This window comes from Pseudomonas sp. MAG733B, from assembly GCF_036884845.1.
Classification (GTDB): domain Bacteria; phylum Pseudomonadota; class Gammaproteobacteria; order Pseudomonadales; family Pseudomonadaceae; genus Aquipseudomonas.
This window is the reverse complement of sequence record NZ_CP145732.1, coordinates 4173376-4186904: the sequence shown is the minus strand read 5'-3', so window position 1 is coordinate 4186904 and position 13529 is coordinate 4173376. Positions and strand designations below refer to the sequence as shown.

Annotated in this window: 12 protein-coding genes; 9 read left to right on the top strand and 3 right to left on the bottom strand. The window is 56.4% G+C overall.

Annotated features, from left to right (window positions below):
* Positions 1–19 precede the first annotated feature (19 nt).
* On the bottom strand, positions 20–1804 hold the full coding sequence (locus V6Z53_RS19105; RefSeq protein ID WP_338581171.1) for an IlvD/Edd family dehydratase: 1785 nt from the start codon (positions 1802–1804) through the stop codon (positions 20–22).
* Positions 1805–2002: 198 nt separating this feature from the next.
* On the opposite strand from V6Z53_RS19105, the gene V6Z53_RS19100 reads away from it, so the two are divergent.
* Positions 2003–3118, top strand: a complete 1116-nt coding sequence (locus V6Z53_RS19100; protein ID WP_338586523.1) for a LacI family DNA-binding transcriptional regulator — start codon at positions 2003–2005, stop codon at positions 3116–3118.
* 184 nt (positions 3119–3302) lie between these two features.
* Entirely contained in the window at positions 3303–4655 is a 1353-nt protein-coding gene (locus V6Z53_RS19095) for an MFS transporter (RefSeq protein ID WP_338581170.1), read from the top strand.
* 167 nt (positions 4656–4822) lie between these two features.
* On the opposite strand, the gene V6Z53_RS19090 is transcribed toward V6Z53_RS19095, so the two are convergent.
* The gene (locus V6Z53_RS19090) at positions 4823–6142 is read right to left on the bottom strand and encodes an SDR family oxidoreductase (protein ID WP_338581169.1); all 1320 of its coding nucleotides are present in this window, start codon (positions 6140–6142) and stop codon (positions 4823–4825) included.
* A gap of 211 nt (positions 6143–6353) precedes the next feature.
* Between V6Z53_RS19090 and V6Z53_RS19085 the strand changes: the two genes are divergently transcribed.
* The 4 genes from V6Z53_RS19085 (at position 6354) to V6Z53_RS19070 (ending at position 8668) form a co-directional block, all read left to right on the top strand.
* Positions 6354–6617 carry a hypothetical protein gene (locus V6Z53_RS19085; RefSeq protein WP_338581168.1) on the top strand — a complete coding sequence of 88 codons (264 nt, stop codon included), beginning with the start codon at positions 6354–6356 and terminating at the stop codon, positions 6615–6617.
* 157 nt (positions 6618–6774) lie between these two features.
* Positions 6775–7425 (top strand): hypothetical protein, encoded by a 651-nt coding sequence (locus V6Z53_RS19080; RefSeq protein WP_338581167.1) that lies wholly within the window; start codon positions 6775–6777, stop codon positions 7423–7425.
* Positions 7425–7853, top strand: coding sequence for a phage holin family protein (locus V6Z53_RS19075; protein WP_338581166.1), 429 nt, complete (start codon positions 7425–7427; stop codon positions 7851–7853). Before V6Z53_RS19080 ends, V6Z53_RS19075 begins: the two co-directional genes overlap by 1 nt.
* Positions 7850–8668 carry a DUF3618 domain-containing protein gene (locus V6Z53_RS19070; RefSeq protein ID WP_338581165.1) on the top strand — a complete coding sequence of 273 codons (819 nt, stop codon included), beginning with the start codon at positions 7850–7852 and terminating at the stop codon, positions 8666–8668. The genes V6Z53_RS19075 and V6Z53_RS19070 overlap by 4 nt, the downstream gene beginning before the upstream one ends.
* Before the next feature lie 128 nt (positions 8669–8796).
* Here the strand turns inward: V6Z53_RS19070 and V6Z53_RS19065 are convergent, their stop codons facing one another.
* Positions 8797–10953 carry an ATP-binding protein gene (locus V6Z53_RS19065; protein WP_338581164.1) on the bottom strand — a complete coding sequence of 719 codons (2157 nt, stop codon included), beginning with the start codon at positions 10951–10953 and terminating at the stop codon, positions 8797–8799.
* A 256-nt stretch (positions 10954–11209) separates the two neighbouring features.
* Between V6Z53_RS19065 and V6Z53_RS19060 the strand changes: the two genes are divergently transcribed.
* From V6Z53_RS19060 to V6Z53_RS19050, 3 genes are all read left to right on the top strand, one after another.
* Positions 11210–11458: a hypothetical protein gene (locus tag V6Z53_RS19060; RefSeq protein ID WP_338581163.1), complete on the top strand. Its 249-nt coding sequence runs from the start codon at positions 11210–11212 to the stop codon at positions 11456–11458.
* 10 nt (positions 11459–11468) lie between these two features.
* Positions 11469–12353, top strand: a complete 885-nt coding sequence (locus V6Z53_RS19055) for a manganese catalase family protein (protein WP_338581162.1) — start codon at positions 11469–11471, stop codon at positions 12351–12353.
* 225 nt (positions 12354–12578) lie between these two features.
* Positions 12579–13508, top strand: coding sequence for a ZIP family metal transporter (locus V6Z53_RS19050; protein ID WP_338581161.1), 930 nt, complete (start codon positions 12579–12581; stop codon positions 13506–13508).
* Positions 13509–13529 lie beyond the last annotated feature (21 nt).

Genomic DNA, 13529 nt, shown 5'->3' with positions numbered 1-13529 from the left:
AACCTCTGCAAAGAGCGAATCAGTGGGAGTGGCGTGGATCGCCGCTGCGTGCGATGACCCGCAAATGCAAGGTCGCGGGCTCCAGGCAACCGCCGGTGGAGAGCTGGCCGACCTGCTGTCGGTAGAGTTCCTGCCACGGGGTTTGCGAAGCCGGGATGGAGGGTTTGAACGCCGCCTGGCGACGCGCCATTTCGCTTTCATCCACCAGCAGATCGACTCGACGGGCATTGAGGTCGACGCGAAGACGATCGTTGGTCTCCAGCAGTCCTATTCCTCCACCCACGGCGGCTTCCGGGGACATGTTAAGAATCGACGGACTTGCCGATGTACCGCTTTGGCGCCCGTCACCCAGGCAGGGAAGGGAATCGATGCCACGTTTGATCAGTGCTGCGGGTGGTGCCATGTTGACCACTTCGGCGCTACCCGGATAACCCACAGTGCCGCAGCCCCGAATGACCAGAATGCAGCGCTCGTCGATGTCCAGAGCTGGGTCGTTGATGCGGGCCTGATAGTCTTCAGGGCCTTCGAAAACGATGGCCCTGGCCTCGAAACTGTTTTCCGCGCCGTGTTCGGACAGATAGGTTTTACGGAACGCTTCGCCCACCACCGACATCTTCATGATGGCGCTGTCGAAGAAATTTCCGCTTAACACGATGAAGCCGGCTCGCTGAATCAACGGGTCTTCGTAAGCGTGAATCACATCGGTATCGCTGGCGGCCGCGTTGCTGACGATCTCGCCAATGGTCTTGCCGGAGACCGTGGCGCAATCTTCATGCAGCCGTCCGGCGTTCTTCAGTTCATGCATCACGGCAGGCACGCCGCCGGCGCGGTGGAAACCTTCACCGAGGTATTTGCCGGCGGGCATGCAATTGACCAGCAGGGGCACGTCTTCGCCGACGCGTTGCCAGTCTTCCAGGCTGAGGTCGATGCCGGTGTGCCGCGCGATAGCGATGAGGTGCGGCGGGCAATTGGTCGAGGCACCCAGTGCCGACGCCACGGCGATGGCATTCTCAAAGGCTTCGCGGGTCATGATTTGCGAAGGACGAACATCCTGACGGACCATGTCGACGATGCGCTTGCCAGTGGCATAAGCCATCTGGCCGCGTTCACGATAGGCTGCCGGAATGCTCGCGCAGCCTGGCAGCGACATGCCCAGCGCTTCGGCCAGCGCGTTCATCGATAACGCGGTGCCCATGGTGTTGCAATGACCGATCGAAGGCGAGGCCGCGGTGGTCATCTCCATGAAGCCTTCGTAATCGATCTCACCGCTGGCCAGCAGGTTGCGCGCATGCCACAGCACCGTGCCGGAGCCAATCAACTGGCCCTTGTGGTGTCCATCGAGCATTGGCCCGCCCGACAATACGATCGCCGGTAGATCAACCGTCGCCGCCGCCATGAGACAGGCGGGAGTGGTCTTGTCGCAGCCAGTCGTCAGCACCACACCATCGAGCGGGTACCCATGAAGAATCTCGACCAGGCCCAGGTAAGCCAGATTGCGATCCAGTGCCGCAGTGGGACGCCGGGTTTGTTCGGCCATCGGGTGCACGGGGAATTCCATGGGAATGCCCCCGGCATCGCGAATGCCCGCTTTGGTGCGCTGCGAGAGTTCGAGGTGATGGCGGTTGCACGGCGCGAGATCGCTACCGGTTTGGGCGATACCGATGATGGGGCGGCCCGATTGCAACTCCTCGCGCGTCATGCCGTAGTTCATGAAGCGTTCGACGTAGAGCGCGGTCATGTCCGCATGACTTGGATCGTCAAACCATTGTTGACTTCGCAGGGACCGAGGAGTGTTTTCAGGCATGGTTTTATCTCTTGTTAGGGGCGTATCAGCGGTAAATGAACAGTCGAAGGAGGCGAGAAAGCCGGTTTTGAAAAGCATCCCTGGGCGTTCGAATGACTTGATGTTACCGGTAACATTTTTTTTGTAAAGACCCAATGTCGATACTCGAATGGGCACGGTAATCGCGTGCAACGAGCAGAGGTGGGCCTGTCAGTGGCCATGTATAATCTGCGACCATCCGTGTTGGTGGCGTTGATTTCCATGTCCGCCGGTCATTTTCAGGAAAACAGGACGTTCATGAGTTACGAGGATTCAGGCAAGACCACCACGCCGCCGCGAATGGCCGACGTCGCCAAACTGGCCGGTGTTTCGAAGATGACGGTTTCCCGGGTCCTGGCCGGTCGCGACGTGTCAGAGCGCACGCAAAAGCTTGTCCACGAAGCCATTGAAACGCTCGGCTATCTGCCTGATGCCTCTGCGGGAACCCTGGCCACCGGACGTTCGGAATTTATCGTGGCGCTGGTGCCGTCATTGGCGAGCTCGAACTTTGCCGACACCGTGCGTGGCCTGAATGATGCCGTCAGCGAACACGGTTTGTGCCTGTTGTTGGGGGACACGGATTACCACCTGGAGCAAGAGGCATTGCTGGTGCGTACGCTGCTGCGCCACCGGCCGGTCGGGGTGATGTTGACGGGCAGCGCGCATCTGGACGAAACCCGTAAGCTACTGCGCCAGGCGCAAGTGCCGGTTGTCGAGACCTGGGACATTCCAGCCGACCCGATCGAGCAATCGGTCGGGTTCAGTAACGCGGCCGCCGCGGCGGCACTGTACGAACACCTCTATCAGCAAGGTTATCGGCGGATTGGCTACATCGGCGGTGCGTCGGTACTCGACCACCGTGGTCAGCAACGTCAGCAAGGCTACCTTCAGGCTGTCGCGGCGTTGGGGGCAGGGGAGCCCAGGGTGATGGAGTATGGCGAGTCGCCGATCACCATGAGCCATGGCGGAGAGTCCGTGAAGCGGCTGCTGGAAAAGTGGCCGGACACAGACGCGGTGATGTGCGTCAGCGACCTGTCGGCGTTCGGGGCAATCATGGAATGCCATCGACAGGGACGACGGGTGCCCGAGGACATCGCGATCGCCGGGTTCGGTGATTTCGAAGTATCACGCTATTGCACGCCGACGATCACCACCGTCTCGGTTGATCCCTATCGAATCGGCCGGCGCGCCGGTGAATTACTGGTGGCCAGCGCTGCTGCACAGCGCCTTGGGCTGCCACGTCCGCGGGAGTTCGATGTCGTCGAATTCAAAATCCTGGCGCGCGAAAGCACCTGATTTTTTTTAACCGGGCCCGCTTGCTTTGCTCCGAAACTAATTGCTACATTAAAAATGTTACCGGTAACAGAGTCACTTGCAGATTCCTTTTTCCTTGCGGATTGGCTTAGGTCAGCCCAAGGAACTCAAGGTCGCAAGCCAAAACAAAAACAATCGGCATGACGACATGCCTTGAGGTCAACACATGGAATCAGTATCTCAGCGTCCTCTCGAAGGAGAGGGCTCGGCGGAGCTTACCTCCGAGGATCGTACCTACCGCAAAGTCATTCTGCGTATCCTGCCGATCCTGCTGTTCTGCTACATGGCGGCGTACCTGGATCGGGTCAATATCGGTTTTGCCAAGCTGGACATGCTTAACGACCTGCAATTCAGCAACACCGTCTACGCGCTGGGGGCGAGCATTTTCTTCTGGGGCTATTTCCTCTTCGAAGTACCCAGCAACCTGTTCCTCCATCGCTTTGGCGCGCGCCTGTGGATTGCCCGCATCATGATCACCTGGAGCATTGTCTCCATGGCTGTAGCGTTTACCGTACCGCTGGCCAGGTTCTTTCACATCGAATCGGAAACCATGTTTTACGTGCTGCGCTTCCTGCTGGGGATATGCGAAGCCGGGTTCTTCCCAGGGGTGATTCTCTACCTCAACTACTGGTTTCCTACGCACCGGCAAAGCCGGGTCATGGCGGGCTTCCTGATGGCCATGCCGATCAGCCTGACCTTGGGCGGGATTTTGTCAGGGTGGTTGATGGGGGCGATGCAGGGTGTCCACGGTATGGCCGGCTGGCAGTGGATGCTGATAATCGAAGGCATCCCGTCGTTGATCATGGCCGTTATCGTGGTGACTTTGCTGGTCGATAAAATTGACAACGCCAAGTGGCTGACGACGGCAGAAAAGAACATGCTCAAAAACAACCTCGATCGAGAAAACACCACAAAGGCGTCGAGCCTTCGGGATGTGATCTTCAATGGTCGAGTGTGGTTGCTGGTGCTGATTCTGCTGACATTCAATACTGGCTTTTACGGGCTGGCGTTCTGGATGCCGACGATCATCAAGGCCACGGGTATCTCCAATACCCTGCACATCGGTTTACTGACGGCAATCCCGTACTCCACCGCCATCGTCGCCATGACACTCAATGCCTGGCACTCCAACAAAACCGGCGAGCGCCGACTGCATGCGGCTATTCCTGCATTCATCGGTGGTATCGGGCTGATTTGCAGCGCCGTCTTTGCCCATAACCTGCCGGTGTCCATTTTCTTCCTCAGCGTCTCCGCCTCAGGCTTGCTGAGCCTGATGCCAATTTTCTGGACATTGCCGGGCACGGTGTTGTCCGGGGTGGCCGCAGCGGCGGGCATTGGCATGATCAACGCAATCGGCAACCTTTCAGGGTTCACCGGTTCCATGATTACGGCCACCGCTGAGACACTGACGGGCGACATGAACAACGGCACCTATGTGCTGGGCGCTTGCCTGCTCGTTAGCTGTGTGCTGATCCTGCTGATTCCGAAAGCCATGCTTTCCAAAGACATCAAGGGCTGACTGACAGTCGATGGGCTCGACCCTGTTAGATGATCGGGGTCGAGGGCGGAGGAGTACTGGGAGAAGGGTTTTGATTCATCCCACGCATGGGGGAACAGAAACTGCACAAAGCAAAAGGCCCCAATAAATGGGGCCTTTTCGATACGAAGACGGCGGAGGTGATGTCCTCAATGTTGATTCGTTCGGCGACTCAAAGCGAACATCAAGCCACCCACCACAAGTGTCGCACCCACCACGATTGCGAGCGAGGGTCGATGCGCTTTCGCTCGCCACCCACCTTCAACCTGACGTTGAGCGTTCGACGGGACAAACAGATTGCCCGATGTCGAGGTAGCCTGCGGACTGTGTTGCAAACCCAGGCGAGTCAACCATCCAGATAGATACGGAAACCCAGGCAGCAAAAAATGCGCTATCCGTGCCAGGGTTGCAGCTGCGCCGACGGTAGTACTCGGTCTGGGACATAGCGCGCAAGCCACCATGGCCTCGGCGACGAGATGCGGGTCATAAATGGGAGGCGGGGGTTTCAGTGCATGGCCTGTGAAGTTGCCACCGTCACGAAATCCTGGCGTGTCCATGACCGCTGGATAGATGTCGCAGACATGGATTTGCGGATAGTCATACAGTTCACCGCGCAGGGCTTCGCTCAGGCCGCGCAAACCGTATTTGCTGGCGGAATAGGCAGCGGCATACGGCTGTGCGACCCAGCTACCCAGTGACAGGGTATTGATCAGGATTCCTCGTTTTTGTTTCTTGAAATATGGCCATGCTACGTAGGCACCGCGCAGGTAACCCAATAGATCTGTCTGCAACACTTGTTCATGCGCTTCAAGCGGCGTCTCCTCAAAGCTGCCGACCGCACCAACACCTGCATTGTTGATCCAGATGTCGATGCGTCCGTCACCGAAGGCAGCGGCTTGATCTGCCAAAGCGCGCATCTGCTCGCTATTGGTGACATCGGTGCGCACGGCCAATGCTGAAGCGCCGCGTGCCGTGCATTCCTCGACAACTTCATCAAGTGCGGCCTTGTCACGCGCACCCAACACCAGGCGAGCGCCTTTGTCAGCAAATGCATGAGCCGCTGCTCGACCTATGCCACTTGATGCCCCGGTGATCACCACCAGTTTGTTGTTGAGCCGCCGGTAGTCTTGGCGATCGAGTGGAGCAGGGCGGTTATCGACCTCCGATGCCATTAGTTCTTCCCGAGCGTGATATCGCACCTCGTAAAGGTTCAGACGCGCGCCGTCCGCGAGGTTAAGCGTCAGATTTTCAATCGTGCCTGCGACTCGATCCGGGAATACCGGCTCTCCGGCAGGATCGAGCTCGTCGTAAAAAAACGTCTGTCCTTCCAGCCATCCGACCGCCGTCATCAACTCGGGGCCCAGGTAATACTTTCCATCAAGGAAAAAACCTGGAAAGTGTTTCGTGCGCTCCAGGCTTTCGACAGCGTATCGCTCGCCTGGCTTCATACCGGTCGATGGATCGATCATGGCGGCATCCTCAATGTGCACTGGTGTTGCGATAGAGGACGGCGCTGAGCTCAATGTTCCATCGGGATGACTAAAAGGTTATCTGCAAGGACGTCGACGATTGGTACTGCGATAAATCGAACGCTCGAAACTGCAAGCATCTCCAACCTGCATACCCTCAACGTCGAGGGTATGGGTGCATCTGCAGTACTTCTGTATCAAGGATATCGTGATGCGTGAATACACCTTGAACTACCTTTTTAACGGCGAACCCCGTACATACACCTTCGAACTCAAGCAGGTTCAGCTGCCTGTCCATGAGGGAGCAATGCACCTTCTACAGCTACATTTCGGAGATGGAGAAAACAGTCTGATCATGCCCAGTGCCGATGCGACACCCGAGGAGATTTTGGAACAGGCCGAGCGGGTAGGACTGACAAGAATTCAGGTCATGGTTCAGCCAACTGATGCTGGTTTAACGACCACCGGTGAATGACAGACCCCGATAGCCGTTACAAATGGCTCCCCTCGTCGCATCAATCAATAGCTTCTTTGAACTCCCTACCGGGCGCTCTCGTCCTCTGCTATGAGGGGCTCGGGCAATCCGCTGCGAAGTCCCGTGACGCGTTTTCAACCAGAAGGCGAGCGACGATATGGACACTTCAGATAGCAGGGCTGGAACCAGCAACGGTAATCCAGAGAGCGGCAAACCTGAGCCGGGTTTTCAACATTTAAAAGATGACGTCACGGAGGCGCTCGGCGGCGCTAGGCAACAGGCTGACGCTCAGTTCGGGCAGTACCGTGACACGGCTGCCGACCAGATAGAAGCTTTGGCCCAAGGGGCGAAAAGCTTTGTTTCCGAGTTGGAGGATAAAGACACGCTCGGCATGTCCGATTACCTCACCGACATGGCGGAATCCATGAGCGGGCTGGCGGGAAATCTGCGCGGTAAAAGCGCCGAACAGCTTCTGCATGACGGCGCCGAACTGGCTCACAGCAATCCCGCACTGTTCATTGCCGGCAGTATTGCGTTGGGCTTTGGCCTGTCACGCTTTCTCAAGGCAGGCAGTTCTGCGGCCATGACCATGCAGGGTGAACACGACCCGGCGGCGGGCAGGTCAACACCGCCAGCGGGTGGTTTTGGCGCTCAGCGTCCTTATGAAACGTCCGTTCCGTCTCATACCGACCCGGCGCCGGAATTGGCCTCCGGCTTCATACCGGCCTCGCAAAATCCGCACGATCATCCTTCTGACTTCGCTGCGGCAATGCCGCCGGCTTCACCCAACGCCAAAGGAGAACTGTGATGAACAGAGACGATTCAGATCTTCCCGGCACAAGACCGGCCACACCACCTGACGACGCTTCCGTCGTCGGCTTGCTGCGGCAATTATCCCGCGAGGTACCGGCCTTGTTCACCAAGGAACTGGCGTTGGCCAAGGCGGAACTTCAAGCCAGCTTCAATACGCTCAAGGCGGGCATTGCGGCAGTGGCGGGTGGCGCCATTGTACTCTTGGCGGGCTTCATCATCCTGTTGATGTCGGCTGTCTACGGCTTGAGCATGTTCATGGCACCCTGGCTGGCTGCGCTGATCGTTGGTGTGGTGGTGGTGATCATTGGCTTCGCCATGTTGCAATCGGGGAAAAAACAATTCGAGCCGTCCCACTTCAAGCCTGACCGGACACTGGACGCTCTGAATAAAGATCAGGAAGCGCTGCGGAGGAAAGTCACATGAAAAGCGAATTGGAGATCGAAGCGGAAAAAAGCCCCGAACAGATCGAGCGCGAGATCGATGCTCAGCGGGCCAGTATCGGCAACATCGTCGATCGGCTGGAAAGCAAATTCACCCCCGGCCAGATGATTGATCAAGCGTGGGGCATGATGCAGAACAACGGCTCGACATTCCTGAACAACCTGGGCACCAGTGTGCGTAACAACCCCGTACCGGCGGTGCTGACTTCGGTTGGCTTGTTGTGGTTGATAATGAGTCAGAACCGGCCGCCAGTACCACAACCTGGCTATCGAACGGGGCCGGATCAGGTTGGCGAATGGGTCGATGATATCGCCGAGGGCTTTGACAGCGTCCGTGGACAAATGCATCAGACCTCCGACTCGCTGAAAGAGGGCTATCAGTCATTGAAGGACAAGGCCACTCACCTGAGCGACAACGTCGGTGCGGCCACCGAGACCGTGAGCCATGCCATGCATAACGCCGGTGATCGATTGGCGCGAAATAGCCAGGTGCTGGGGCAGCAGTTCAATCACTTGCTCAAGGAACAACCACTGGTGGTTGCCGCGGCGGGCATCGCCCTGGGCGCGCTGATTGGCGCGGCATTGCCTACAACCGCGACCGAGCAGCGTTACATGGGACGTACCAGTGCAGGCTTGGTCGACAAGGTGAAAAAACAGGCCCAGGAAGGCTATGAAACAGTACGCGACACCGTCACCAAAACGACCGACCAGATGGACGTGACAGCCAGGTCAGATTCGCAACAAAACAGCGAAGCGGGTGCGTCGGCGGATCTCTCTCGGGGATTAGGGACTTCCTGATGGTCGCTGCAAATGGGAGGTCTTCATCGGGCCTCCCTATCACTCAGCAATAGCAGTCAGCTTGAGGAGAGACATTTTTCACTTTCATCATTTTGACTACGAGCATCCATCGTCAGGCGTGCTCAAATTCAGGGAGTGTTCAGCAACGAATGCACTCGCGAAGTGAGCTCATTCAGACTAAAGGGTTTGGTTAGTATTCGGGTTGTGCTATCGACAGAAACCAGTCGTGAACCTCCAGCAAAGCCGGTAATGAAAAGCACCTTGAGCTGTGGAAATTTTCCCTTGAGTTCGGCCGCCAGGCTGACCCCATTCATCAATCCTGGTAAACCAACATCGCTCAGCAATAAATCCAGGTGCTCCAGCTTCTGCGCCTCGCTGATTGCGGAAACGCTATCTACCGCTTCAATCACTCGATAGCCGATTTCGGACAAAAGCTCCGACGCCATTTGCCGGATAGCCGCTTCGTCGTCCACCAGTAATATGGTTTCGTTCTTCCCCGATGACTCAAGCTTCTGATTATCAGCCAGGTCTACCTCCTTATCTTCCGGCGGAGAATCGTCTACCGGAAAATATAGAGTCACAGTGGTGCCGACACCAAGACTGCTGTGTACTCTGACTTGGCCACCAGATTGCTGAGTGAAACCATAAATCATTGAAAGGCCCAGACCGGTTCCTTCGCCAATTTTCTTGGTAGTGAAAAAAGGGTCGAATATGCGAGACAGGTCTTGCGGAGAAATTCCAGTGCCTGAGTCTGTTACAGAGATGCTCACATAAGAACCAGGTGGCAGCGCGTTTTCGGCGAGGGTCTCAACGATAACGCATCGATCTACCTGAAGGTCGAGCCTCCCACCACCTGGCATTGCATCTCGTGCATTGATCACAAGATTGAGCAAGGCATTTTCCAATTGGTTAAGGTCGCATCTGATTCGATCGGTTGTTCTGAATGAGCACTCGACAGTGATGCTTGGCCCAACCGAGCGCCGAATCATCTCTTCAAGACCCGCAAGCACCTTCCGGGGATCGAGCAGTTCAGGAGTCAGCGATTGCTGCCGGGAGAACGTTAATAGTCGTTGTGTCAATGCAGCCGCTCGCGATGCGGAGGTCATGGCGATGGAGTTATATCTCGTCAGGTCGTTGTAACGCCCCGCATCGATGCGTCGCTGCATCAGCTCCAGGCTGCCAATGATGCCCGCCAGCAAATTATTAAAGTCATGAGCGATTCCGCCCGTGAGTTGGCCGACCGCCTCCATTTTTTGGCTTTGTCTTAACTTGGATTCCGTTACAGCGCGTTCACGCTGTTCATCTTCGAGCTGTTGGGTGCGTTCTGCTATCCGAACTTCGAGCAGAACGTTCCAGTCACGCAGAGCACTCTCCAGCTGCACCCTGTCGTCTATGTCCTCGATGGTGCCATACCATTGTTCGCAATTCCCCGCGACGTCGAGGCTGCACAGCGCAAGGATTCTGAACCAACGATAATCGCCAGTGTGTTTTCGTAATCGCACTTGCAGATCGAATGGCTGCAGCGTGGCCAGAGATTGATCCCAAAGAGCAGCAATCGACACTTGATCCGCCTCATAGGCAGCATTGGCCCACTGACGCTCTAATGTCTGCTCGAGCGATAGACCGGTGTATTCGTACCAACGCGGATCGATAGAAATAAGGTTACCGCCCTTGTCGGCAGTCCAGGGCCAGAGTGGATTTAGCTCAGCTGCAATGCGGTAATGCCTTTCGCTTTCACGAAGGCGTTTTTCTGTTTCGCGCATAACGTCGAAATTCTTGAAGCGCTTCAAAGCGGCACCAAGCAGGTTGCTATATCCCCGGAGGAAGTCGATATCGCTGTCGGTAAATTGACGAGGGCGTCGACTGTCCACCTCAAATATTCCGAAAGGACGTTCCCCGTTGGCGCCATGTACAAGTACGTTGACGAAGGCTTTCACTCCATTGTTCTTTTGAAAATCGTGATAGCGAAAGCGTGTTTCTGCTGCGATGTCTGTCGAAATGACGGGTGCATTGGTGTTGAGTGAGAAGATTTCCGGACTTCCTTCGCATGCTTGCACACGAACCTTTCCTACCACGTCTGGCGCCCAGCCCACGCCATTTCTCACGAAGAAAGTGACGCCGTCTTCTTCGAGCTGCATGAATTTGGCCAGATTGGTTTCGAGGGCATCCCCGACTAATCGACATGCCTCGTCGAGGATTTGTTCAAGGTCATCTGATGCCAAGGCCAGCTCGCCAAACTTGGCAAGCACCTTACGCTGGCGTAACAACGTGTCCTCGATTTTCATAGGCTCACCAGAGGCGTTTCAATATCCGAGGCTTGGGTTTCAGCTAGGTTCAATCGGCTTGGGGTTGCCTGTCCGCTGTCGACGATTGGTAGGTGAGCGTCCGCTTGATGATGACCGCACCGGACTGGATCCTGACCGGATGCGTGAAGAAACCGATAATTCGGTTACAGCTTGGTCGTACAAAAAAGGCGCTCCGAAGAGCGCCTCGTTGGGCTGTTAATTGAGCTGTTTCAGATCAGACTTTCCCGAGCTATCGATGTTGATGCGCTTGGGTTTGGCTTCCTCTGGAACAACCCGCAGCCGCCATCTGACCGAGCTGATGCCTGCGCGAATTAACGTGGTGATCGTCTGGGGTGTTGCCGGGCCTCGCAACGTCACCGGAGAACAGCAAAGGTTGATTTTATCCGTCTGTCGTCAGCGTCGAAGGTTTTTGAAATTAACTGCAGGGCAATCGCTTCTCAAACATGTGGGCTCGACATCGGTTTGGTCGAGCCCCTTCACCTGAGGAGATTGTCATGTTCCTACATAACAAAAGGCTTCAATACACCGTGCGTGTTGCCCAGCCCAATCCTGGATTGGCCAATCTTTTACTTGAACAGTTTGGAGGCGCACAAGGCGAGCTGGCAGCCGCCTCGCGTTACTTCACCCAAGCACTGGCGGAAGACGATCCTGGCAGAAAGGATCTGTTGATGGATATCGCGACGGAGGAGCTCAGCCACCTGGAGATCGTCGGCTCAATCATCGTCATGTTGAACAAGGGCGCCAAAGGCCAAATGGCCGAAGGTGTCGAAGAAGAAGGGGAGCTTTATCGCGCCATCAACGGTGCGGGTAACGACTCTCACATCACTAGCCTGTTGTACGGCGCCGGCGCCCCTCTGACCAACTCGGCAGGCGTTCCGTGGTCGGCAGCTTATGTCGATACCATTGGCGAGCCCACAGCTGACATGCGCTCAAATATTGCCGCTGAAGCGCGGGCAAAAATCGTCTACGAACGGCTGATGAATGTCACCGACGATCCAGGTGTGAAGGAAGCGCTTGGGTTCCTGATGACGCGCGAGATCGCCCACCAACTGTCGTTCGAAAAAGCGCTGCATGCCATCCAGCCAAATTTCCCGCAGGGCAAGCTACCGGGTATGCCCGAATTCACCAATGTGTACTTCAACATGTCTCAAGGGGAAGGCAGCACGCGTGGTCCTTGGAACCAGGGAGACGATTGGGAATTCGTGGAAGAACCCACGCCGGCAGTCGATGGCGGGGATGGCATGGCCAGCGTGAAATTAAGTGCTGAAGACGATGCGCTGCTGATGGATATGAAAGCCAGAACAATGTCCGATCCGGACAGCAACCCGGTGACCGGTGCCGATCTTGGCGCGGGCGTACAGATCGAACCTGGAGCTTGAAGACTCACCGCGTACCGCTGTGGTACGCGGCGCTCCTTTACTCAGCTTGTCGAGGTGAACTTCATGACCAGCTATTTCAGAACCGAGCGATTCGAAGTGGTTTCGCCAAATCTATTTCTTGCGACGGCATTGTCTTTTGAACGTGAGGCCACGCGTGTCTCCCGAGAGTTACGCACTAACCTCAACAGATCTGTAATCCGTATGGCTAATAGTTAGGAGGGACGTATGTCCGAACCGTCCGCACCGCTTCGGTCACCGGAAAGATCCTGGTTTGTCCAGATTTCTCAGTCGGGATGGATGGGCTGGTTCTTTTGGTGCGTGCTCGCAGGCGTCGTCGTTCTGCTGATCATCAGCGGCTACGGCGCTTTCGTGGGTGCCAGAAGAGATTTTTTGCATCTGGCTTTTTTGGGCGGTCTGGCAGGGTTCGCTGCCACGGCATTGGGGGCAATCGCCGCGATCATCCTGCGCGACATTGCCTCCCGCACTCAAGACATTATGTTGGGCTTCGCCGCTGGCATGATGCTCGCCGCCAGTTCGTTCTCGCTCATTCTTCCAGGAATCGAAGCGGCCCAGCGGATATCGAACAACCAGTTGCTGGCGGCAAGCATTGTTGTGCTCGGCCTGGCGCTGGGTGTGGCGTTGATGATTGGCCTGGATCGCTTCGTGCCGCATGAACACGTGGAAAGCGGAAAGCGCGGCCCCGAGGTTCGACGCATCAATCGCATTTGGCTGTTTGTACTTGCCATCACGCTGCACAACCTGCCGGAAGGCATGGCAATTGGCGTCAGTTTTGCGACCGGTGACATGAAGGTAGGACTGCCATTGACGACCGCGATTGCCATCCAGGACATTCCTGAAGGGCTGGCGATTGCCCTGGCTTTGAGAGTGACCGGCATCTCGACGCACCGTGCAGCACTGATTGCAGTCGGCTCAGGATTGATGGAGCCGTTAGGAGCCATTATCGGTTTGGGTATTTCAAGCAGTTTTGCCTTGGGTTATCCCATTGCGCTCGGCCTCGCGGCAGGCGCGATGATCTTCGTGGTTTCGCACGAAGTCATCCCGGAGACCCATCGTAACGGTCACGAAACGCCGGCGACGCTCGGCCTCATGCTGGGCTTTGGGGTAATGATGTTTCTCGATACGGCGTTGGGATGAACACGCAGGTACCACTGTCGC